The sequence below is a fragment of the Seohaeicola nanhaiensis genome (assembly GCF_042654245.1).
Classification (GTDB): domain Bacteria; phylum Pseudomonadota; class Alphaproteobacteria; order Rhodobacterales; family Rhodobacteraceae; genus Seohaeicola_A; species Seohaeicola_A nanhaiensis.
In genome coordinates, this window is sequence record NZ_JBHSGI010000024.1 from 87,409 (window position 1) to 107,709 (window position 20,301).

The window sequence follows — 20,301 nt, forward strand, 5'->3', positions numbered from 1 at the left end:
CAAGGCGGGGCAGGGCTGCGCAGATGCCGGACGCTGGTGCCCGGTGACGCTGTCTCCGGGTGAAAAGGGAATGCGACAGGGGCAGGGGCCCCAAAGCGCAGCCGCCCCCGCGACCGTGACCGGAGAGGTCGCCCGCAGCCACTGGTCCCGACGGGTCCGGGAAGGCAGGGGGGCCGCCAGGGAAACCTGACATCCGCAAGCCGGGAGACCTGCCAGCAGCGACGACGACGTGAACCGGGCGGGGTGTTCCGGGGACGGGTCCCTGACCGGATTCGGCCATTCTCCCGCCTGACTGAAGGGATTATGCGCGTGAGCGACACTGCCGAAACCGAACTGCTGGTCTGCACCACCTGCCGCATGGGCCTGCCCGTAGTGGACGGCGAACGGCGTCCCGGTGCGCAGCTGTTCGCCGAACTTCAGGCGATGAATTGGCCCGAGGGGGTAATCCTGAAGGCAGTCGAGTGCCTTTCCAACTGCGACTCCGGCTGTTCGGTCGTCCTGCGCGGCGGTCCGGCGCGCTGGACCTACGTCTATGGCCGGCTCGATCCGGGCAAGGCGGAAACGGTGCATGAGGGCGCCAGCCGCTATCACGCTACCGCCGACGGCCTGGTGCCCTGGCGCGAACGCCCCGAACATTTCCGCAAGAACTGCATCGCCCGAATTCCCCCGCTGGAGACACCCGCATGAAAGACCTCACCAAGCTGCCCGTTACCGTGATCACCGGCTTTCTCGGTTCCGGCAAGACGACGCTGATCCGCCATCTGATGCAAAATCCCGGCGGCAAGCGCCTGGCCGTTGTGGTGAACGAATTCGGCGACGTGGGCGTGGACGGAGAGATCCTGAAGTCCTGTGCCATCCCCGACTGCCCGGCCGAAAATATCGTCGAACTGGCCAATGGCTGCATCTGCTGCACCGTGGCAGACGATTTCATTCCGACGATCGAAGCGCTGATGGCGCTCGATCCGCGCCCGGATCACATCCTGATCGAGACGAGCGGGCTGGCCCTGCCAAAACCCCTGCTCAAGGCCTTCGACTGGCCCGACATCCGCTCGCGCATCACCGTGGACGGGGTCATCGCCCTGGCCGATGCGGAGGCTGTTGCCGCCGGACGGTTCGCGCCGAACGTGGCTGCGGTTGATGCGCAGCGGGCGGCGGATGACAGTCTGGATCACGAGACTCCGCTGAGCGAGGTCTTCGAGGATCAGATCTCCTGCGCGGATATCGTCCTGCTGACGAAACCCGATCTTGCCGGCCCCGAAGGCGTGGCGGCGGCCCGTGCGGTCATCGCGGCCGAGGCGCCGCGCCCCCTGCCGGTGGTCGAAGTCTCCGAGGGGGCCATCGACCCGCGAGTCATCCTGGGCCTTGGAGCCGCCGCCGAAGACGACCTCGAGGCCCGCCCCAGCCATCATGACGGTGCCGACGATCACGATCACGAGGATTTCGACTCGATTGTTGTCGAGATTCCGGAAGTGGCCGATCCACAGGATCTGTCCACAAGGATATCCACCTTGGCAACGACCCGTAACATCCTGCGCGTCAAGGGTTATGCGGCGGTCAGTGGAAAACCGATGCGGCTTCTCGTGCAGGCGGTCGGGGCACGCGTTCGCCACCAGTTCGATCGGCCTTGGCAGCCCGGCGAGGAGCGGCGTGGCCGGCTCGTCGTAATTGCCGAGCATGACGACATCGACGCGGTGGCGATCCGCGAGGCACTGGTGGGGTAGGCGCATGAACATCGGCCCGCATCTCATTGACAGCTCGGGCGTTCGGGCCCGCGCCGAGGGCTGAGCCGATGCATGTCATCTTCCGTGAAAGCCACGGCCTGGAAGAAACCGACTCGCCGACCGACCTGGGGCAGAGCCCGGCGGATCTGATTGTCCTCTCCTTCTCGGACAGCGATCTCGGGGCCTTTGCCGCAGGCTGGCATCGCGCGGCGGGCCGTCTGCCCGGCCTGAGGCTCGCCAATCTTGCGGCGCTGAAGCATCCCCTCTCGGTCGACACCTATGTTGAGCGCACGCTGTCCGGCGCCAAAGGCATCCTGATCCGGCTGATCGGCGGCGTGCCCTATTGGGCCTACGGCCTGCAACAGGTCGAAACGCTGGCCCGGGCACGGGGCATCGCTCTCGCCGTGCTGCCGGGGGATGGACGGGTGGACGATCGGCTGGATGCGGTCTCGACCGTGCCTGTCTCGACCCTGCGGCGTCTGGCGGCGCTCTGCGACATGGGCGGAGCGGTGTCGGCGCAAGCGGCGCTGGCGCAGCTGGCCCTGGCGGCCGGGCTTTATGCTGGTCCGGTGCGTGGGGCGAAGGCGCTCCCGCAGGTCGGCGCCTGGTCGCCCGACGCCGGCGTGGTTTGTCCCGCCGTGGCCTGGCCTGCCGCCAGCGACCGCCCCCGCGCGCTGATCACCTTCTACCGCGCCTATCTGGCGGCTGCCGACACTGCGCCCATCGCAATCATGCACGACGCGCTGGTGGCGCAGGGCTTCGACGTTACCGCACTCTTCGCGCCGTCGCTCAAAGCGCCCGAGGCTGCGACCTGGCTCACCCGTCAGGTGCGTCGCCTGGCGCCCGACGTGATCGTCAACGCCACCGCCTTTTCGGGGATCGGCGAAAGCGGCGCCTCACCTCTCGACGCCGCCGATGCGCCTGTGTTGCAGATGGCCCTGGCCACAAGCACCCGCGCCGCGTGGGAGGAGTCTGCCCGCGGCCTCTCGCCGGCCGATCTCGCCATGCATGTGGTTCTGCCCGAGGTCGACGGCCGCATCCTCGCGGGCGTCGCCTCGTTCAAGGAACCCGCCGCACGCGACACCGCGCTGGAATTCGCCCGCCACGAACACCGCCCCGACCCGGACCGGATCACCGCCATCGCGCGCCGCGCGGCGGCCTGGGCGCGACTGCGGCACAAGCCGGACGCAGAAAAAACTGCCGCGGTGGTGCTCTCCACCTATCCCGGGAAGGCCTGGCAGATGGCTCATGCAGTGGGCCTCGATGCGCTGGCCTCGGGCGAGGCGGTCCTTGCGGATCTTGCCCATGACGGCTGGCCGGTCGCGCCTGGCGCGCCATTGGCAACAGGCCTTCAGGAAACCATCGCCTGGCCCCTGGACGAGTACCGTATCGCGCTGTCCAGGCTGCCCGCCGCCCTCCGCGCCGATCTCGCCCGCCGCTGGGGCGATCCCGAGGCCGAAACGACCGATGGTGCCTTCCACTTCGCCGCCACGCGCCGCGGCGCCGTACTCGTGGCTCTCCAGCCCGAGCGAGGCGATTTCACGGCGCGCGACGACGAATATCACGACCTCGCCCGCGTCCCGCGCCATGCCTACGTCGCCTTCTATCTCTGGCTGCGCGCCCAGAATGTCGATGCCCTGATCCATGTCGGGGCGCATGGCACGCTGGAATGGCTGCCGGGGAAGGCGGTTGCGCTCTCCTCTGCCTGCTGGCCCGATGCGCTGATCGGCGATCTGCCAGTGATCTACCCCTTCATCGTCAACGATCCGGGCGAGGCGGCGCAGGCGAAACGCCGCATCGGTGCGATCACGCTTGGCCACATGCCCCCGCCGCTGAAGGACAGCGGCACGCCCGAGCGGTTTGTGCGGCTGGAAAGCCTGCTCGACGAATTCTCGAATGCCGATGGCCTGGACCCGCGCCGTCGCGACCGGCTTCAGTCCGAAATCCGCGACGAGGCGCGCGCGCTGGGCGTCGAGGACGACCTCGGCCTCGACGCCGCCGCCAGCGCTGCCGAGGCGATCACGCGGATCGACAGGTTCGTCTGCGACATCAAGGAAAGCCAGTTCGGCGACGGGCTGCACATCTGGGGCGCGGGCGCCGGAGAACGCGAGGGGCTCACCGCCGCGCTGACCGGCCGCCGGGTGCCGGCAGGGCCGTCCGGCTCGCCCTGGCGAGGGCGCAGCGACGTTCTGCCGACCGGGCGAAACCTCTTCACCACCGATCCACGCTCTGTGCCGACGCGCGCGGCCCATGCACAGGGCGTGAAGCTGGCCGAGGAATTGGTGCGCCGGCACCTGCAGGACCAGGGCGACTATCCCAGGGGGCTGGTCGTCGACCTCTGGGGCTCGGCCACGATGCGCACGGCGGGCGAGGATTTCGCCATGGCGCTGCATCTGCTCGGCGCGAAACCCATCTGGGACGCCGGCAGCGAACGAGTGTCGGGCGTGGAAATCCTGCCCATCACCCTGCTCGAACGGCCCCGGATCGACGTCACCCTGCGCGTCTCGGGCCTGTTCCGCGACGTCTTCCCCTCCCTCTCGGCACTCTTCGGGCAGGCGGTCGGCGCCCTGTCGCAGCGCGATGAAAGCCCGGAGTGGAACCCCTACGTCGGGCTGGCCGACGTAGCGCGGGTCTTCGGCCCGGCTCCCGGCAGCTACGGCCTCGGCATCGGGCATCACGCCGAAACCTTTACCGCCGAGGCGCGGGGCAGGGCCGGTCAGGCTTGGCTCGACGCCAGCGCTTGGGCGTTGGATGGCACTCAACCGGAGCGCAACCGCGAGGGAATCGCGGCGCGAGTCGCGGCGTCGGATGTCTTCGTGCACGCCCAGGATCTGCCCGAAACCGACCTGCTGCTGGCCGCCGACTACGCCGCCCACGAAGGCGGGTTTGCCGCGGCCAAGGCGGTGACAGGCGGTGCCCCCGCCCAACTCTACCATCTCGACAACACGCGGCCAGGCGCCCCGCGGGCCCGTCCGCTCGACGAAGAGATAGCCCGCGTCGTCCGCGCCCGCGCGGCTCATCCGGGCTGGATCGCTGGAATGATGCGGCACGGCTTCCGGGGGGCTGCTGAAATCGCCGCCACGCTCGATCACATGGCCGCCTTCGCCAACCTGGCCGGCGCCGTGCGCCCGGCGCTCTTCGACCTCTTCTACGACGCAACGCTCGGCGATGAGCAGGTCGACGCCTTCCTGCAATCGGCCAATCCCGGCGCACATGACGCGATGCGCGCCCAATTCTCCGCGCTCGACGCCGCTGGGCTGTGGCAGACTCGGCGGAATTCCATCCGGGCACGACTGGAGGCAGGGGAATGAGCGAGATCAAGGGCTGGTGCCCGGGTGCCTATACGCCGATGCGCTCGGGCGACGGTCTGATCGTGCGGGTGCGCCCGAAGATGGGGCGCATCAGCCGTGATCAGGCCCTTGGCCTCTGCGCCGCCGCGCGCGGTCTGGGAAGCGGCGTGATCGACCTGACCAACCGCGCCAACCTCCAGCTTCGCGGCGTGCCCGATGCGGGGCACCAGCCGCTGCTCGGGCAGTTGCTGGATCTTGGTCTACTCGATCCCGACCCTGAAACCGAACAGCGCCGCAACGTGATGATCACGCCCTTTTGCGAGCCGGGGGATCTCAGCACCCGCATCGCCGAGGAACTGGTCCACCGACTTCAGGCTCTGCCGCCTCTGCCGGCGAAATTCGGCTTTGCCATCGATTGCGGCGACGCGCCGGTGCTGGCGCGCGACCCTGCCGACATCCGGTTCGAGCGCGCCAGCGATGGAGCCTTGCTGATCCGGGCCGACGGCGCCGACTGGGGCCGTTTCGTCGCGCCGGACGACGCAGTGGATGCCGCCATCATGCTGGCCTACTGGTTCGCCCAGAACCGGACGGCCGAGGCGCGCCGGATGCGGGCCCTGGCCGACCGCTTGCCTGACGTCTGGCAACAGGAAATGTCGGCGCCGCCCGCGCCCCCGGCCGCGCCCGGCCCGCGCGCCGACGGCTTTCTTCTGGGCGTCGCCTTCGGCAGCATGACCGAAGCCGCGCTGCGCGGACTCCTCGACCAGACCGGAGCCCAGGAAATCGTCCTGACCCCCTGGCGGATGATGCTTCTGCCCGGCGTGACCGAGGCCCGCCGGCCCGGGTTTGTCACCGCGCCGGGCGGCCGGCTGCTTGCGACCCATGCCTGCCCCGGCGCGCCGGGCTGCGCGTCGGCCACCGTGCAGACCCGCGCGCTGGCCATGGCGCTCGCCGCGCGCACAAACGGTAGCCTGCATGTCTCCGGCTGCGCCAAGGGATGCGCCCTGCCGCGCACGGCCGACGTCACGCTTGTCGGGCGCGACGGTGCCTTCGACCTTGTCCGCGCCGGCGCTTCGTGGGATGAGCCGGCCCGGCGCGGGCTGAGCCCCGATGACCTGATGACCGGACGGGAGACGCTGTGATGCCCTACGAATACCAGACCGATGGCGCCGCGATCTATGCCCAGTCCTTCGCGACGATCCGCGCCGAATCCGAACTCGCGCGCTTTGACCGGGACGAGGAACAGGTGGCCGTCCGCATGATCCATGCCGCCGGCATGGTCGAACTTGCGCCCCATATCCATTTCTCGCCGGACTTCGTCGCGGCCGCACGCGGCGCACTGGAACGCGGCGCGCCCATCCTCTGCGACGCGCGCATGGTCAGCGAAGGCGTGACCCGTTCCCGCCTTCCCGCCGACAACGAGGTGATCTGCACCCTGCAGGACCCCCGCGTGCCGGAGATGGCCAGAGAGATGGGCAACACCCGCTCCGCCGCCGCACTCGAACTCTGGCGACCGAAACTCGAGGGCGCGCTGGTCGCCATCGGCAATGCCCCCACCGCCCTGTTCCACCTGCTGAACATGCTGGAAGACCCCGACTGCCCGCGCCCCGCGGCGATCATCGGCTGCCCGGTCGGCTTTGTCGGCGCGATGGAAAGCAAGGACGCGCTGTGGGAAGCGCAAGCGGTGCCCTGCGTCATCGTGAAAGGCAGGCTCGGCGGCAGCGCGATCACCGTCGCCGCGATCAACGCCGTGGCGAGCCGCGCGGAATGAACCGGGGCACGATATACGGTCTCGGCCTAGGACCGGGCGATCCCGATCTCATGAGCGTCCGCGCCGACCGTCTGCTGCGCACCGCCCGCCACGTGGCCTTCTTCCGCAAGGCCGGCCGCGCCGGCCAGGCACGCGCCATCGTCAGGGACATGATTCCCGAGGACGCCGTCGAATTTCCGATGGAATATGCGGTAACGACCGAGATCCCTCTGGCCGACCCGCGTTATAACGCCATGCTTTCGGCTTTCTACACCGAGTGCTGCGACCATCTGCGCGCGCTGTCCGAGGCGGGCGAGGATGTGGTCGTTCTCTGCGAGGGCGACCCGTTCTTCTACGGATCGTTCATGCACCTCTATTCGCGTCTCCGGGACGTGGTCCCGGTCGAGGTGGTTCCGGCCATCACCGGAATGTCAGCCGCCTGGACCGCCACCGGCCAGCCGATCACCTGGGGCGACGACGTACTTTCGGTATTGATGGGAACGCTCTCCGAGGCCGATCTTCTGCGCCACATGCAGGCCGCCGATGCACTGGTGATCATGAAGCTCGGCCGCAATCTGCCCAAGGTGCGCCGCGCGCTCGACGCCGCCGGGCTGACTTCCCGCGCCTGGCTGGTGGAATATGCCGCCATGCCGGGACAGACCGTCACGCCGCTGGCCGAGGCCGATTGCGACAAGGCCCCCTATTTCTCCATCGTCATCGTGCATGGGCAGGGCCGCCGGCCATGAGCGGACGCCTGGTCATCGCAGGCCTTGGCCCGGGCGCCGACGACCTGGTCACGCCGCAGGTCCAGGCGGAACTGGCAGCGGCCACCGATGTCGTCGGCTATATTCCCTATGTCGCCCGCGTGGCGCCGCGCGAGGGCCTGACCCTGCACGCCTCGGACAATCGTGTGGAACTCGACCGCGCCGCCCATGCGCTCGACATGGCGGCGGGGGGACGGCGCGTCGTTGTCGTCTCCTCCGGCGATCCCGGTGTGTTTGCCATGGCTTCGGCAGTGTTCGAGGCGCTGGAGACCGGCCCGGCCGAGTGGCAGGCCCTGCAGATCGAAGTCCTTCCCGGCATCACCGCGATGCTGGCCGCCGCCGCGCGCGCCGGCGCGCCGCTTGGCCACGACTTCTGCGCCATCAATCTGTCGGACAATCTCAAGCCCTGGCCGCTGATCGAAAAACGCCTGCGCTTGGCCGCCGAGGCCGATCTGGCCATGGCCTTCTACAATCCGCGTTCCGCCTCGCGCCCCGAGGGCTTCATCCGCACGCTGGACATTTTGCGCGCAGCCTGCGCCGACGCCCGTCCGGTGATCTTCGCCCGCGCGATCTCCACTCCGGAAGAGAATATTCTCACCGTCCCGCTGCCCGAGGCCCGTCCCGAAATGGCCGACATGCGCACCGTGGTCATCGTCGGCAACTCGGCGACCCGCATCCTCAGGCGGCCCGGCGGCGATATTGTCTATACACCTCGTTCGGTGCCGGCATGAACCCAGTCCAGGACCTGGTCGATTGTGTGCACCTCCCGACGTTCGGGCAGTTCCGGTCGTTCGATCATCACCACCGGAAGGCCCAGCGCCCGCGCCGCGTCGATCTTGGCGCGCGCGCCGGTGCCACCCGCGTTCTTGGCGACCAGCATGGTGATCCGGTGGCGTTCCATCAGCGCGCGGTCTGCTTCCAGAGTGAACGGTCCGCGCGAGACCTCGACCGCGCAGTCGGGAAACGGCAAGGGTTCATCCGGCGGATCGACCAGCCGCAGCAGGTAGAAATGCCAGGGCGCGACGGCGAAGGCCGCCAGATGCATCCGGCCGATGGCCAGCATGACCCGTTCCGGCGTCTCGCCCAGCGCGGCGACGGCAGAGGCGATATCAGGCACGACGGACCAGCGGTCGCCGTCCTGCGCGCGCCACGCCCGGCGGGTCAGCGTCGCCAGCGGGGTTCCGGTCCGTTCGCAGGCTGCGATGGCATGCGCGCTCATCTGCGCGGCAAAGGGATGCGTTGCGTCGACCACGTGGGTGATGCCATGATCGGCGATCCACCGCGCCAGCCCGTCCACCCCGCCGAACCCGCCGACGCGCACCGCAATCGGCTGCTCTTGCGGACGCTCCACTCGGCCCGCATAGGAAAACGTCGCATCGATACCGGCCTTCGCCAGGGCGGCGGCCAGAGCCGTCGCCTCGGTGGTTCCGCCAAGGACAAGCAGGTTGGGGGACATGGCTGAGGCTCCGTGGCTGACCATTATCGGTCTGGGCGAAGATGGCCCGGACGGCCTGACCGGCGCAAGCCGCGCGGCGCTGGACGCGGCGGAATTCGTCATGGGTCCGCCCCGCCACCTTGACCTGCTCGGCCCGGTCTCTGCCGAAACCATCGCATGGCCCGTCCCCTTCGCCGACGGCATTCCCCGCCTGATGAACCTGCGCGGCCGGCGGGTGGTCGTGCTGGCCTCGGGCGATCCCTTCTGGTTCGGCGCCGGCTCGGTGCTCGTGCGTGACCTCCCTCCCGGCGAATGGACGGCCATGCCAGGCCGGTCCACCTTTTCGCTGGCTGCCGCGCGTCTCGGCTGGCCACTGGAAGCCACCCATTGCCTCGGTCTCCACGCGGCCCCGCTGACCCGGCTCAGGCCCATCCTCGCGCCGGCCGTGCGCGTTCTGGTCCTGCTGCGCGATGGCGCGGCGGCAGGGGAGCTGGCGCAGTGGCTGGTTGATCAGGGCTTCGGAAAAACCCGGCTCCACCTGCTGGAATCGCTCGGCGGCCCGCGCGAGCGACGGCGCGTCACCACGGCCGCAGACTTCGCCCTCGACGACGTGACCCATCCGGTCTGCGCCGGGCTCGAAATCGCCGGGCAGGGCAGGGTGCTCCCGCTGGCCGCGGGCCGAGCCGATGACTGGTTCGATCACAACGGCCAGATCACCAAACGCCCGGTGCGGGCCCTGACCCTGTCCGCCTTGGCGCCCACGCCCGGAGCCCACCTCTGGGACATCGGCGCCGGATCGGGTTCCATCGGGATCGAATGGCTTCTGGCCGGGCGCGATCTCACCGTGTCAGCCATTGAAAGCGATCCGGCCCGCGCCGCCCGCCTGACCGGCAACGCCGCGCGCCTCGGCGTCGGTCATCGCCTCACCCTGATCGAAGGCCGCGCGCCCGAGGCCCTGTCCGGACTGCCCGTGCCGGCTGCCGTCTTTGTCGGCGGCGGCCTGTCGCAGGCCCTGCTCGAAACGCTCTGGCTGCTGATCCCCCTCGGTGCCCGGCTTGTCGCCAACGCTGTCACCCTCGAGTCCGAGGCCCTGCTGTCCCTCTGGCACGCCGATCGTGGAGGTGAGCTGTATCGCATCGAACTGGCCGAGGCCTCCGCTCTCGGGCGAAAACGCGGCTGGAAATCCGCCTATCCCATCGTGCAATGGAGCGTGGTCCGATGATCGTCGCCGGCTTCGGTTTCCGCGCGGCTGCCACCCCGGCCAGCCTGCACGCGGCCCTTTCCGCCACCGGTGTGACGCTGCCCGCTGCCCTGGCCGCGCCCGCCGACAAATGCGCCGCACCGGCCTTTCAAGCCTTTGCCGCGGATCTGGGCCTGCCGGTCATAGCCATTTCTCCCGACGCGCTTGCGGCCGCCGAAACGCATACCCGATCGCCGCGCGTCAACGCCGCACGCGGCACCGGCAGTGTGGCCGAAGCCGCCGCCCTGTCCGCCGCTGGACAGAACGCCCGCCTGATCTGTCCAAGAGTGGTCAGCACCGACCGGATGGCAACCTGCGCGCTTGCAGAAGGAATGACTTCATGACCGTGCATTTCATCGGCGCCGGCCCCGGCGCACCCGACCTGCTGACCCTGCGCGGTCGCGATCTGATCGCGGCCAGCCCCGTGTGCCTCTATGCCGGCTCGCTGGTGCCCGAAGAGATTCTGGCCCATTGCCCGCCCGGCGCGAAGATCGTCAACACCGCCCCCCTCGATCTCGACGCCATCATCGCCGAATGCCGTGCCGCCCATGACGCCGGACAGGATGTGGCGCGGCTGCATTCGGGCGACCTTTCCGTGTGGTCGGCAATGGGCGAGCAGATTCGCCGCCTGCGCGCAGAAGACATTCCCGTCAGCGTGACCCCCGGCGTGCCCAGCTTTGCCGCAGCCGCCGCCGCGCTTGGCGCGGAACTCACCCTGCCAGGCCTCGTGCAATCGGTGGTTCTGACGCGCACCCCCGGCCGCGCTTCGCCCATGCCCGGCTCCGAAAGCCTGGCGAATTTCGCCGCAACCGGGGCGACGCTGGCCATTCATCTCTCGATCCACACGCTCGACAGCGTGACCGAAGCGCTGATACCCGCCTACGGCGCCAGTTGCCCGGTCGCCATCGTCTATCGCGCAACCTGGCCCGACCAGCGAATCCTGCGCGGCACGCTCTCCGATATTGCGGCACAGATGACCCCCGAGATCGACCGCACCGCGCTGATCCTCGTCGGTCGCGCGCTCGGCAATGCCGACTTCGGCGAAAGCTGCCTCTACTCCACGGACTACGACCGCCGCTATCGCCCGCAATCGGCCCGAGGCGAGGCATGAGCGTCCCGGGCCTGCTGGTCGCCGCCCCCAGCTCGGGCACCGGCAAGACCACGGTGATGCTGGGCCTGCTGCGCGCCTTCGCCGAGGACGGCCTGACCGTGCAGCCTTTCAAGAGCGGCCCCGACTACATCGACCCGGCCTTCCACCTCGCGGCAGCGGGGCGCAATTCCTTCAACCTCGACAGCTGGGCGATGGGCGCGGGCCTGATCGACACCATCGCCGGCCGCGCGCAGGGCGCCGATCTGGTGATTGCCGAGGGATCGATGGGTCTGTTCGATGGCGTCGCCTTTTCCGGTGCAACCGGTCACGGGTCTAGCGCCGAAACCGCCGTGCGCATGGGCTGGCCCGTGATCCTCGTGCTCGACGTGTCCGGACAGGCGCAATCGGCGGCGGCAACCGCACTGGGCTTCGCCCGCTTCCGTGACGACCTGTCCATCGCCGGCGTCATCCTCAACCGCGTGGCCAGCCCGCGCCACGAACGCCTGACCCGCCTCGGGATGGAACAGGCCGGCCTGCGTGTTTTCGGCTCCCTGCCGCGCCGCGGCGATCTCGTTCTGCCCGAGCGTCATCTCGGGCTGATCCAGGCGGTCGAACACCCCGACCTCGACGCGGCCATCGCCGGCTATGCCGCCTTCCTGCGCGAAAATGTCGATCTCGCAGCGATCCGCAGTGCCGCCTCGGCGCTTCCTCAGGGCGCGGCCGGACGCTTGCCGAAACCGCCGGCCCAGCGCATCGCCCTAGCGCGAGACGCGGCCTTCTCCTTCACCTATCCTCATATCCTCGAAGGCTGGCGCGAGGCCGGGGCCGAGGTCCTCCCGTTCTCGCCCCTCGCCGACGAGCCGCCCGATCCCGGCGCCGATCTGATCTGGCTTCCCGGCGGCTATCCCGAATTGCACGCAGGCGCGCTGGCGGCGGCCGACCGCTTCCGCGCCGGTCTGATACGGCACGCCGAAACCCGCCCCGTTCATGGCGAATGCGGGGGGTACATGGCGCTGGGCGCGGCCCTGATCGACAAACAGGGTGTTCGGCACCGGATGGCAGGGCTGCTTGGGCTGGTCACCAGCTACGAAAAGCGCAAGCTGCACCTCGGGTATCGCCTCGCACGGCTCAATGCCCCGATGCCAGGGTATGCCTCCGGAGCGGCGCTGCGCGGCCACGAATTCCATTATTCGACAATTCTGGAGGAACCCGACTCGCCCCTCGCCGCGGTCACCGACGCCGAAGGCGCGGCCGTGCCCGAAACCGGATCGCGCCGCGGTCAGGTGACCGGCACCTTCTTCCACCTGATCGCGGAGGCCGAATGACCGGTTTTGTCAGCTTTGTCGGCTCCGGGCCGGGAGACCCGGAACTGCTGACCCTGAAAGCGGTCGACCGCCTGCGTCGGGCCGATGCGGTCCTGTTCGACGATCTGTCCTCCGGCCCCATTCTCACCCACGCGCGACGCGATGCCGATCTGGTCGGCGTGGGCAAACGTGCTGGGCGACCCTCTCCAAAACAGGACCATGTCAGCCGGCTGCTGGTCGAATATGCACAGGACGGCGCCCGCGTCGTGCGTTTGAAAAGCGGCGATGGCGGACTGTTTGGCCGGCTCGAGGAAGAACTCGTCGCCCTGCGCGCGGCCGGCATCCCCTATGAGATCATTCCCGGCATCCCCTCGGCCTGCGCCGCGGCGGCCGCGGCGGGCATTCCACTGACCCGCCGGCTGACCGCGCGGCGGGTGCAATTCGTCACCGGTCATGACGTCACCGGCCGACTGCCCGAAGACCTCAACCTTGCCGCGCTGGCCGACGGCCAGGCGACAACGGTGATCTTCATGGGCAAGCGGACCTTCCCGGCACTGGCCGAGGCGCTGATCGCCCACGGGTTGCCGGGCGACACCCCCGCCATGCTCGCCGAGGCGATCAGCACGCCGGACCAGTCGATCAGCCGGACCACCGTCGCCGAACTGGCCCAACGTCTCGCCCATTCTCCCGGCGACGCAGCGGCACTGATCCTCTACGGACCGCTGGCAGAGGAGGGGTGATGCGCGACCTGCTGCTGATCGGCATTGGAACCGGCAACCGCGACCATGTCACGCTGGCGGGGGTTCAGGCGATGCGGTCGGCCGACCTGATCCTGATTCCGCGAAAGGGGCCGGACAAGGCCGATCTGGCCGACCTTCGCCACCAGATTTGCGAAAGCGTCCTTTCGGGATGCGATGTGGCCCTGGCCGAGTTCGATCTGCCGGTGCGCGACGCTTCGGGCGATTACCGTGCCGGAGTCGATGCCTGGCACGACGCCATCGCCAAGGCCTGGAGCGACGCGATCGACCGCCACGCGCCCGACGCGCGACGCGTGGCGTTGCTGATCTGGGGCGACCCTTCGCTCTATGACAGTTCTCTGCGCATCGCTGCGCGGCTGCCCGACCTGCGCGTGCGGGTCATTCCCGGCATCACCGCTCTGCAGGCGCTGACTGCCGCCCACGCGATCCCGGTCAATGAGATCGGCGCACCCTTCATCGTCACCACCGGCCGGCAACTGCGCGACAAGGGCTGGCCGCCGGGTGTCGATACCGTGGCAGTCATGCTGGATGGCGACTGCGCGTTCCAGACGCTGGATCCGGACGGGATCGAGATCTGGTGGGGCGCCTATCTGGGCATGGCCGAGGAAATGCTCATTTCCGGTCCATTGGCGGACAGGTCCGCGCAAATCCTGTCCGATCGCGCACAGGCGCGTTCCCGGCATGGCTGGATCATGGACATTTACCTTCTGCGGCGGCGTAGCTGATGCATTCGCTCTTGCCAGCGGACGATCCGGCGGGATACACCAAAAGAGCTTGATGTCCGGCGGATGGTCCGCCGGGCGATGGGAATTCGGTGCGGATGGTCCGATCGGGCCGCCAAAGCCGAAGCCGCCCCCGCGACTGTAAGCGGAGAGCGCCTGCCGGAATACCACTCGCATCCTTTGTGGGGAAGGTCGGCAAGGCGCAGTGACCCGCGAGCCAGGAGACCGATCAGGCCGAAACGTGTAGACTCTGTCGGGTGTGACAGGAAGGAGATCGAAATGAACGCAATCGCAAAGAACGCCTCCAGCGTTAAGTCCGGTTTGGCGCAGGCGCTGATGGTCGCGGTTTTTGGAATCGGCATCGTGTTCGTCGCCGGCCATCTGCAGGCCTCGGCCCTGCATGATGCGGCCCACGACGTGCGCCACGCAACCGGTTTCCCCTGCCACTGAGATGGCTTCCAGACTGCTGACCAGCGCGTTGTTCGCTGGATTCTGCGCGGGGCTCGTGGCAGCCTTGTTGCAGTTCGTTTTCGTACAGCCGGTGCTTCTCCATGCCGAGTTGTACGAGTCCGGTCAACTTGTCCATTTTGGAGCGGAGCCCGTCTCGGCCGATCCCGATCTGGGCGGTCTCGACCTCATGCGCGATGCGCTGTCGGTGATTTTCTCGGCGCTGGTCTATACCGGCTATGCGCTGGTTCTGATCGCCGTCATGTCGCTGGCCGAGGCGTCGGGGGCGGGGATTACCGCCCGCACCGGACTGATCTGGGGTGTTGCGGGCTTTGTCGCCGTGCATCTGGCCCCGGCAGTCTCGCTCCCTCCCGAAGTGCCCGGCGTGGCCGCGGCCGACGTCTTCCTGCGCCAGATCTGGTGGTGGGCGACTGTCGTCGCGACGGGCATCGCGCTGGCGCTGCTCGCCTTCGGGCGCTCCTGGATGGCCTGGGGTAGTGCAATCGTTCTGCTCGCCGCGCCTCACCTGATCGGCGCGCCACATCCGGACAGCTTCAGCGGCAGGGTCCCCCCCGAACTCGCCGCGCTCTTCGCCGCGCGGGCGCTCGGTGTCGGGCTCGCGGCCTGGGTTCTGCTGGGCAGCCTCTGCGGCTACTTCTGGCAGCGCGAAGGCTTGCGTCAGACCGCGACGGCCTGATCATGCTTGATCGAGGACTGGCTCTCTTCGCAATCGGGCTCGTGTTCGGCGGCGGGTTCGGTTTCCTCACCGCCGCCGGCATGGGCGTGACGCTGGACGGGCACGACCATGCCACCGGCCACGATGCGGGCGGACATGCCGAAGTGCATGACCACGCCAATGCCCGACCTGTCGAGATCGCGCCCGGTGCCACGGTTCCCGCCGTGGCGCTGACCGCCACCCGGGACATGGCCTCGGGCTGGAACGTACATGTTGCCCTTACGGGTTTGGCCTTCGCGCCGGAGCATTCGGGCCAGGAGAATAGCCCGGGCGAGGGGCACGTGCATCTCTACCTCGACGGGGTCAAGGTCGCGCGCGTCTATGGCCCCTGGGTGCATCTGCCCGTGGGCGACCCCGGCGCCCGGCTGACGGCGGCGCTTTATTCCAACGACCACCGTCCCCTGACTTCGGACGGCGCGCCTATCCAGGCATCAGTCACCCTCGGCGACTGAGGGCAGGGCGGGCACACGCGCCCGAAGATGAAAGCGAAGCTGCCCGGCTGGCCGGGCATCTTCGATCCACCCGTTCGGCGCATTCAGATACAGCCGGCAGAAGGCGGCGATGTCGTGGTCCGGCCAGTCTGCACCGAGCCCCGAGAACACGTAAGAGGCGCGTCCGGCCGCCTGAACGGCAATGCTGCGCGGCGTGTCGCATCCGCCAAGACAGGCGAATTCCGCAACATCGGCTTCGATTCCCGCCTGCGCCATCATCGCCTGCGCCCTTAGGCATTCTTCCGCGGCGCTGCCGCTCTCGCGGTGGCAGGTCGAACAGACAAGCAGGCGCAGGGCAGGGTCGGCAGGCATTTTTTGCATCGGCAGGGTCTTTCGATTTGCCCGCATCTGGCCCGTATTTCCGCGCGCTTTCAATGCGAAACCTCCCCCAATAGGCTACAAGTGGGGTGACTTTGCACCTCACTTCGGCAAATACTCGCGACCAAATCATCATGCACGGGGATCATTCATGAAACATCTTTCTCTCGGGCTGGCCTTCGCTGCCCTCGCCGGGTCGGTCCACGCCGCTGAACTGGGCGCGGTGGACGAGCCCATCAAGCTGGCTGTCAACGAATGGACCGGACAGCACGTCACCACGCATATTGCGGGTGAAATGCTCAAGGCGGCGGGCTACAAGGTGGAATATGTCACCGCCGGCATGATGAACCAGTTCCAGGCGCTGGCGGACGGCGATCTGGACGCGACCCTGGAAATCTGGTCCTCGAACGTCTCGGACGAATACGCCAAGAAGGTTGCCGAAGGTAAGGTTGTCGAAATCGGCGACCTCGGGCTCGACGCTCGCGAAGGTATCGCCTATCCCGCCCATGTCGCCGATCTCTGCCCGGGCCTGCCTGCTTGGGAGGCGCTGAAGGACTGCGCCGGCGTCTTCGCCACTGCCGACACGCTCCCGATGGGCCGTCTGGTGGACTATCCCGCCGATTGGGGCACGCCGGGCGCAGACCGTATGACCGGCTTCGCCCTGCCGTTCAAGGCCGTCCCCGCCGGCTCGGAAGGTGCGCTTATCACCGAACTGCGCGCCTCCGTCGAAAAGAAATCGCCGCTGTTGATCACCTTCTGGCAGCCGCACTGGGCGATGTCCGCCTATGACGTGAAGTTCGTCGATCTGCCGGTCGGCAACGAGGCCTGCTTTACCGATCCGGCCTGGGGGCCGAACCCCGATGCCGTCAACGACTGCGACTTTGCACCCTCGCGCATCTTCAAGGCTGCCTGGTCCGGATTTGAAGAGAAATGGCCCGCAGCCTTCGAAATCCTGTCCAATTATGAACTGGCGGTCGAGGATCAGCAGCCGATGATGGGGGAGATCGACGTCGACGGCGGCAAGGTCGAAGAGGTGGTGACCGCCTGGATGGCCGCGAACGAGGCCAAGTGGCGCCCGGTGGTGGACGCCGCGACCAAGTGAGCGAAGACGCCACACCGGCCATTGCCTGCCGCAACCTCTGGCAGGTGTTCGGGCCCAATGCCGGGGCCGAGCTGGCCTCGGCCTTGGCGGCAAACGGCGGCGATGCCGCCGCCGCGGCGGCAGAACTGCGCGACAAGGGCCTGATCCCGGCGGTTCAGGACGTCGGCTTCGACGTCCGACCGGGCGAACTCTTTGTCATCATGGGCCTGTCGGGGTCCGGCAAGTCCACGCTGGTGCGCGGTTTGTCGCGCCTGCTCGACGTCACCGCGGGCGATGTGCGGATTCAGGGCGAGGACATCGCTGCCGGAAGCAAGGCCCGCCTGATCGAGCTGCGCCGCAAGAAGCTCGGCATGGTGTTCCAGCACTTCGGCCTGTTCCCGCATATGAGCGTGCTCGACAATGTGGCCTATCCGCTCCGGGTGCAGGGCATCCCCCGCGCCAGGCGCCACGCCAAGGCGCGCGAGGTGATCGAACTCGTCGGACTAGGCGGGCGCGAATCCGCCTTCCCGCGCACGCTGTCCGGCGGCCAGCGCCAGCGGGTCGGCATCGCTCGCTCGCTGGTTGGCGATTGCGAGGTCTGGTTTCTCGACGAACCCTTCAGCGCGCTCGACCCGCTGATCCGCCGCCAGCTGCAGGACGAATTCCTGCAAATCCGCGCCAAGCTGAACACCACCATCGTGTTCATCACCCATGACATCGCCGAGGCGCTGAAACTGGCCGACCGCATCGCCATCATGCGGGACGGCGAGGTGATCCAGATCGGCACCCCGGCGCAGATCGTGCTGAACCCGGTGGACTCCTATGTCCGCGAATTCGCCCGCGATGTGGCCAAGGGCCGTCATGCGCGCGTCGCATCGGTGATGAAACCAGCAAGCGGGATCACCGGCGACGGCCCGGCCCTGCGCGAAGGCATGACACTTGACGCGGCTCTGGCAACTTGTGTCGCCGCGCAGGCTCCGGTGCCGGTGACCGACGGCGCGGGTAAGATTGTGGGGCAGGTCGATCCCGCCGATCTGGTGAGCGCCCTGCACGTGGACGACCGGTGAGCGTGCCGAGCGGACCAGCACCATCCCGCCGGCCCGAGATCCCCGCCGGACTCTGGGCCGCGCTGCTCACGCTGGTGGCGGGCGCGCTCTGCCTCGCCCTCTCCCCGACGCTGCCGTGGCTGACAAAATGGCCGGCCGACTGGGTTCTGCTCGACACCAAGAGCCTCAGCGCCTGGCTCGAGGCCGTGTTGCGCTTCATCCGCCCTGCCGCAAGGCTGGTTTCAGCCGTGCTCGCCTACCCGATGGGCTGGGCCAACGCGCTCTTCCTCGCCACGCCCTGGCCGTTGTTCATCGGCCTCGTCACCGCCCTCGGCTGGCTGATTGGCGGCTCGGCGATGGCCCTGCTCGGCGGCCTCGGGCTCGGTTTCGTGCTGATCTCGGGGTATTGGGTGCAGGGGATGAGCACGCTGGCGCTGGTCGCCGTCTCGGTGCCCGTCGCCCTGCTGGCCGGGATGGCCATCGGCCTGCTCGCCAATGAAATTCCGCGCGTCAAGGGCGCGGTGCAGGCGCTGCTCGACGTCATGCAGACGGTGCCCACCTTTGCCTACCTCACACCGCTCGTTCTGCTCTTCGGCTTTGGCCCCGTCGTCGGCCTGATCGCCTCCGCGATCTACGCCGCGCCGCCGATGGCGCGCAATGTGATCCTCGGCCTGGAGCGGGTCGAAACCGACGTGAAGGAAGCCGCCGTGATGAGCGGGGCGACCCGCTGGCAGCAGCTCGTCCAGGTCGAAATTCCCTCCGCCGGGCATCAGATCATGATCGGGTTCAACCAGTGCCTGATGGCCGCCCTGTCCATGGTCATCATCGCGGCGGTGATCGGCGGCTTCAACGACATCGGCTGGGAAGTCCTGCTGACCATGCGCAAGGCGCAATTCGGGCAAAGCTTCCTCGCCGGCCTCGTCATCGTCGCCTTCGCCATGGTAATCGACCGGATGAGCGGCGCACTCGCCTTCGAGCGCGCCCGCCACGACCGCCGCGTTGCGCTGGCAATCCTCGGCCTCGCGCTGATCGTCACACTCGCCGTCTGGCGGCTCCATCCCGATCCGGCCCGCTTCACCCTGCTTGCCCCGGCGGCCGAGGCGGTAGACAAGGGCCTCGGCGCCTTCACCTCTGCCTATGGCGCAAGCCTCGACCACCTCAAGAACAGCGCCATGTTCTTCGGTTTGCTGCCGCTCAGGATTGGGCTCGACGACTCGGTTCTCCCCTTCACCTGGGGCTTCCAGTGGAAGCCGTGGATGAGCGCCGTCTGGTATGCCGCCGCCTTGGGGCTGGGCTTGCTCGTCGCGCTGCGGGGACGGCCGGTGGCGGGCGTCGCGCTGGTCATCGGCATGGGCATCCTCGAAACCGGCATAGCGCAGCTGCCCTGGCCCTTCGTCCTGATCGGCACCGGCGCGCTCGGCCATGCCGCCGGCGGCCGGCGGCTCTCGGCGCTGTCGGTGGGCCTGCTGACGCTCATCCTGGTCTCCGGACTGTGGGAGCGTGCGCTTCTCTCGCTCTACCTTTGTTTCGCGGCGGTCTTCGCTTGTGCCGTCGTCGGCGGCGCGATCGGCCTTGCCAGCGCAGTCAGCCCCACCGTCTGGCGCATCGTCCGACCGATCTGCGACATGCTGCAAACCATACCGCTCTTCGTCTTCCTCATTCCGGTTCTGATGTTCTTTCAGATCGGCGAGTTTTCGGCCTTCCTCGCGATCTGCGCCTATGCCGTCGTCCCGATGATCCGCTACACCCGCCACGGCCTGACCGAGACGCCGCCCGAAATGGTCGAGGCGGCGACCGCGTCGGGCGCAACCACCTGGCAGATGTTGCGCGACGTCCGCGCGCCCTATGCTGCGCCAACCATCCTGCTCGGCCTGAACCAGACGATCCTCTACGCCTTCGCCATGCTCGTGATCGCCGCGCTGATCGGCACCACCGGCCTCGGGCAATCCATCTTTCTCGCGCTCGGGCAGGCCGACATCGGCCTCGGCGTCTCGGCCGGGGCCGCCATGGCCATCCTGGCCTTCATTGCCGACCGACTGGTTCAGGGCTTCGCAAGGGGACAACGCGAAGCGCTGGGGCTCTGAGCCGAACTCGTTGCAGGAATTCGGACA

At 68.4% G+C, this 20,301-nt stretch carries 21 protein-coding genes and 2 riboswitches; of the genes, 19 read left to right on the plus strand and 2 right to left on the minus strand.

Features of this window, described 5'->3' with window-relative positions:
• The first annotated feature begins 32 nt into the window (after positions 1 to 32).
• Positions 33 to 217: riboswitch (cobalamin riboswitch) on the plus strand.
• Positions 218 to 303: 86 nt separating this feature from the next.
• The 7 genes from ACFO5X_RS14865 (at position 304) to cobJ (ending at position 8,253) form a co-directional block, all read left to right on the plus strand.
• On the plus strand, positions 304 to 687 hold the full coding sequence (locus ACFO5X_RS14865; RefSeq protein ID WP_380718256.1) for a DUF1636 family protein: 384 nt from the start codon (positions 304 to 306) through the stop codon (positions 685 to 687).
• Positions 684 to 1,721, plus strand: coding sequence for a cobalamin biosynthesis protein CobW (cobW, locus tag ACFO5X_RS14870; protein ID WP_380718257.1), 1,038 nt, complete (start codon positions 684 to 686; stop codon positions 1,719 to 1,721). The genes ACFO5X_RS14865 and cobW overlap by 4 nt, the downstream gene beginning before the upstream one ends.
• 68 nt (positions 1,722 to 1,789) lie before the next feature.
• On the plus strand, positions 1,790 to 5,032 hold the full coding sequence (gene cobN / locus ACFO5X_RS14875; protein ID WP_380718258.1) for a cobaltochelatase subunit CobN: 3,243 nt from the start codon (positions 1,790 to 1,792) through the stop codon (positions 5,030 to 5,032).
• Positions 5,029 to 6,150: a precorrin-3B synthase gene (cobG, locus tag ACFO5X_RS14880; RefSeq protein ID WP_380718259.1), complete on the plus strand. Its 1,122-nt coding sequence runs from the start codon at positions 5,029 to 5,031 to the stop codon at positions 6,148 to 6,150. Before cobN ends, cobG begins: the two co-directional genes overlap by 4 nt.
• Positions 6,150 to 6,779, plus strand: a complete 630-nt coding sequence (locus ACFO5X_RS14885; protein WP_380718260.1) for a precorrin-8X methylmutase — start codon at positions 6,150 to 6,152, stop codon at positions 6,777 to 6,779. Before cobG ends, ACFO5X_RS14885 begins: the two co-directional genes overlap by 1 nt.
• Complete coding sequence (locus ACFO5X_RS14890) at positions 6,776 to 7,504, plus strand: precorrin-2 C(20)-methyltransferase (protein WP_380718261.1); 729 nt, start codon at positions 6,776 to 6,778, stop codon at positions 7,502 to 7,504. Before ACFO5X_RS14885 ends, ACFO5X_RS14890 begins: the two co-directional genes overlap by 4 nt.
• Entirely contained in the window at positions 7,501 to 8,253 is a 753-nt protein-coding gene (gene cobJ / locus ACFO5X_RS14895; RefSeq protein WP_380718262.1) for a precorrin-3B C(17)-methyltransferase, read from the plus strand. The genes ACFO5X_RS14890 and cobJ overlap by 4 nt, the downstream gene beginning before the upstream one ends.
• On the opposite strand, the gene ACFO5X_RS14900 is transcribed toward cobJ, so the two are convergent.
• Positions 8,226 to 8,978 carry a cobalt-precorrin-6A reductase gene (locus ACFO5X_RS14900; protein WP_380718263.1) on the minus strand — a complete coding sequence of 251 codons (753 nt, stop codon included), beginning with the start codon at positions 8,976 to 8,978 and terminating at the stop codon, positions 8,226 to 8,228. The two genes, cobJ and ACFO5X_RS14900, sit on opposite strands and share 28 nt — an antisense overlap.
• Here ACFO5X_RS14900 and cbiE point away from each other — a divergent pair.
• From cbiE to ACFO5X_RS14945, 9 genes are all read left to right on the plus strand, one after another.
• Entirely contained in the window at positions 8,977 to 10,179 is a 1,203-nt protein-coding gene (gene cbiE / locus ACFO5X_RS14905; RefSeq protein ID WP_380718264.1) for a precorrin-6y C5,15-methyltransferase (decarboxylating) subunit CbiE, read from the plus strand. The genes ACFO5X_RS14900 and cbiE overlap by 2 nt on opposite strands.
• Entirely contained in the window at positions 10,176 to 10,541 is a 366-nt protein-coding gene (locus tag ACFO5X_RS14910; RefSeq protein ID WP_380718265.1) for a cobalamin biosynthesis protein, read from the plus strand. Before cbiE ends, ACFO5X_RS14910 begins: the two co-directional genes overlap by 4 nt.
• Positions 10,538 to 11,308: a precorrin-4 C(11)-methyltransferase gene (cobM, locus tag ACFO5X_RS14915; protein WP_380718266.1), complete on the plus strand. Its 771-nt coding sequence runs from the start codon at positions 10,538 to 10,540 to the stop codon at positions 11,306 to 11,308. The genes ACFO5X_RS14910 and cobM overlap by 4 nt, the downstream gene beginning before the upstream one ends.
• On the plus strand, positions 11,305 to 12,612 hold the full coding sequence (locus tag ACFO5X_RS14920; protein WP_380718267.1) for a cobyrinate a,c-diamide synthase: 1,308 nt from the start codon (positions 11,305 to 11,307) through the stop codon (positions 12,610 to 12,612). The genes cobM and ACFO5X_RS14920 overlap by 4 nt, the downstream gene beginning before the upstream one ends.
• Positions 12,609 to 13,331 carry a uroporphyrinogen-III C-methyltransferase gene (gene cobA, locus ACFO5X_RS14925; protein ID WP_380718268.1) on the plus strand — a complete coding sequence of 241 codons (723 nt, stop codon included), beginning with the start codon at positions 12,609 to 12,611 and terminating at the stop codon, positions 13,329 to 13,331. The genes ACFO5X_RS14920 and cobA overlap by 4 nt, the downstream gene beginning before the upstream one ends.
• Positions 13,331 to 14,074 carry a precorrin-6A synthase (deacetylating) gene (gene cobF, locus ACFO5X_RS14930; protein ID WP_380718269.1) on the plus strand — a complete coding sequence of 248 codons (744 nt, stop codon included), beginning with the start codon at positions 13,331 to 13,333 and terminating at the stop codon, positions 14,072 to 14,074. Before cobA ends, cobF begins: the two co-directional genes overlap by 1 nt.
• A gap of 38 nt (positions 14,075 to 14,112) precedes the next feature.
• A riboswitch (cobalamin riboswitch) is annotated at positions 14,113 to 14,319 on the plus strand.
• Positions 14,320 to 14,350: 31 nt separating this feature from the next.
• Positions 14,351 to 14,521, plus strand: a complete 171-nt coding sequence (locus ACFO5X_RS14935) for a CbtB domain-containing protein (RefSeq protein WP_380718270.1) — start codon at positions 14,351 to 14,353, stop codon at positions 14,519 to 14,521.
• A 1-nt stretch (position 14,522) separates the two neighbouring features.
• On the plus strand, positions 14,523 to 15,215 hold the full coding sequence (locus ACFO5X_RS14940) for a CbtA family protein (RefSeq protein ID WP_380718271.1): 693 nt from the start codon (positions 14,523 to 14,525) through the stop codon (positions 15,213 to 15,215).
• 2 nt (positions 15,216 to 15,217) lie between these two features.
• The gene (locus ACFO5X_RS14945; protein ID WP_380718272.1) at positions 15,218 to 15,706 is read left to right on the plus strand and encodes a hypothetical protein; all 489 of its coding nucleotides are present in this window, start codon (positions 15,218 to 15,220) and stop codon (positions 15,704 to 15,706) included.
• Here the strand turns inward: ACFO5X_RS14945 and ACFO5X_RS14950 are convergent.
• Positions 15,686 to 16,066, minus strand: a complete 381-nt coding sequence (locus tag ACFO5X_RS14950; protein ID WP_380718273.1) for a DUF1636 family protein — start codon at positions 16,064 to 16,066, stop codon at positions 15,686 to 15,688. The genes ACFO5X_RS14945 and ACFO5X_RS14950 overlap by 21 nt on opposite strands.
• 148 nt (positions 16,067 to 16,214) lie before the next feature.
• On the opposite strand from ACFO5X_RS14950, the gene ACFO5X_RS14955 reads away from it, so the two are divergent.
• From ACFO5X_RS14955 to ACFO5X_RS14965, 3 genes are read left to right on the plus strand one after another with little or no spacing between them, the layout of a single operon-like run.
• Positions 16,215 to 17,165, plus strand: coding sequence for an ABC transporter substrate-binding protein (locus ACFO5X_RS14955; RefSeq protein ID WP_380718274.1), 951 nt, complete (start codon positions 16,215 to 16,217; stop codon positions 17,163 to 17,165).
• The gene (locus tag ACFO5X_RS14960; protein ID WP_380718275.1) at positions 17,162 to 18,211 is read left to right on the plus strand and encodes a quaternary amine ABC transporter ATP-binding protein; all 1,050 of its coding nucleotides are present in this window, start codon (positions 17,162 to 17,164) and stop codon (positions 18,209 to 18,211) included. Before ACFO5X_RS14955 ends, ACFO5X_RS14960 begins: the two co-directional genes overlap by 4 nt.
• Positions 18,208 to 20,274 carry an ABC transporter permease gene (locus ACFO5X_RS14965; RefSeq protein ID WP_380718276.1) on the plus strand — a complete coding sequence of 689 codons (2,067 nt, stop codon included), beginning with the start codon at positions 18,208 to 18,210 and terminating at the stop codon, positions 20,272 to 20,274. Before ACFO5X_RS14960 ends, ACFO5X_RS14965 begins: the two co-directional genes overlap by 4 nt.
• Positions 20,275 to 20,301: the final 27 nt, after the last annotated feature.

Excerpts from the sequence above, each read along its gene's own strand:
- ACFO5X_RS14865 (WP_380718256.1), top strand. The coding sequence starts at position 304 with ATGCGCGTGAGCGACACTGCCGAAACCGAACTGCTGGTCTGCACCACC.
- cobW (WP_380718257.1), top strand. The coding sequence starts at position 684 with ATGAAAGACCTCACCAAGCTGCCCGTTACCGTGATCACCGGCTTTCTC.
- cobN (WP_380718258.1), top strand. The coding sequence starts at position 1,790 with ATGCATGTCATCTTCCGTGAAAGCCACGGCCTGGAAGAAACCGACTCG.
- cobG (WP_380718259.1), top strand. The coding sequence starts at position 5,029 with ATGAGCGAGATCAAGGGCTGGTGCCCGGGTGCCTATACGCCGATGCGC.
- ACFO5X_RS14885 (WP_380718260.1), top strand. The coding sequence starts at position 6,150 with ATGCCCTACGAATACCAGACCGATGGCGCCGCGATCTATGCCCAGTCC.
- ACFO5X_RS14890 (WP_380718261.1), top strand. The coding sequence starts at position 6,776 with ATGAACCGGGGCACGATATACGGTCTCGGCCTAGGACCGGGCGATCCC.
- cobJ (WP_380718262.1), top strand. The coding sequence starts at position 7,501 with ATGAGCGGACGCCTGGTCATCGCAGGCCTTGGCCCGGGCGCCGACGAC.
- cbiE (WP_380718264.1), top strand. The coding sequence starts at position 8,977 with ATGGCTGAGGCTCCGTGGCTGACCATTATCGGTCTGGGCGAAGATGGC.
- ACFO5X_RS14900 (WP_380718263.1), bottom strand. The coding sequence starts at position 8,978 with ATGTCCCCCAACCTGCTTGTCCTTGGCGGAACCACCGAGGCGACGGCT.
- ACFO5X_RS14910 (WP_380718265.1), top strand. The coding sequence starts at position 10,176 with ATGATCGTCGCCGGCTTCGGTTTCCGCGCGGCTGCCACCCCGGCCAGC.
- cobM (WP_380718266.1), top strand. The coding sequence starts at position 10,538 with ATGACCGTGCATTTCATCGGCGCCGGCCCCGGCGCACCCGACCTGCTG.
- ACFO5X_RS14920 (WP_380718267.1), top strand. The coding sequence starts at position 11,305 with ATGAGCGTCCCGGGCCTGCTGGTCGCCGCCCCCAGCTCGGGCACCGGC.
- cobA (WP_380718268.1), top strand. The coding sequence starts at position 12,609 with ATGACCGGTTTTGTCAGCTTTGTCGGCTCCGGGCCGGGAGACCCGGAA.
- cobF (WP_380718269.1), top strand. The coding sequence starts at position 13,331 with ATGCGCGACCTGCTGCTGATCGGCATTGGAACCGGCAACCGCGACCAT.
- ACFO5X_RS14935 (WP_380718270.1), top strand. The coding sequence starts at position 14,351 with ATGAACGCAATCGCAAAGAACGCCTCCAGCGTTAAGTCCGGTTTGGCG.
- ACFO5X_RS14940 (WP_380718271.1), top strand. The coding sequence starts at position 14,523 with ATGGCTTCCAGACTGCTGACCAGCGCGTTGTTCGCTGGATTCTGCGCG.
- ACFO5X_RS14945 (WP_380718272.1), top strand. The coding sequence starts at position 15,218 with ATGCTTGATCGAGGACTGGCTCTCTTCGCAATCGGGCTCGTGTTCGGC.
- ACFO5X_RS14950 (WP_380718273.1), bottom strand. The coding sequence starts at position 16,066 with ATGCAAAAAATGCCTGCCGACCCTGCCCTGCGCCTGCTTGTCTGTTCG.
- ACFO5X_RS14955 (WP_380718274.1), top strand. The coding sequence starts at position 16,215 with ATGAAACATCTTTCTCTCGGGCTGGCCTTCGCTGCCCTCGCCGGGTCG.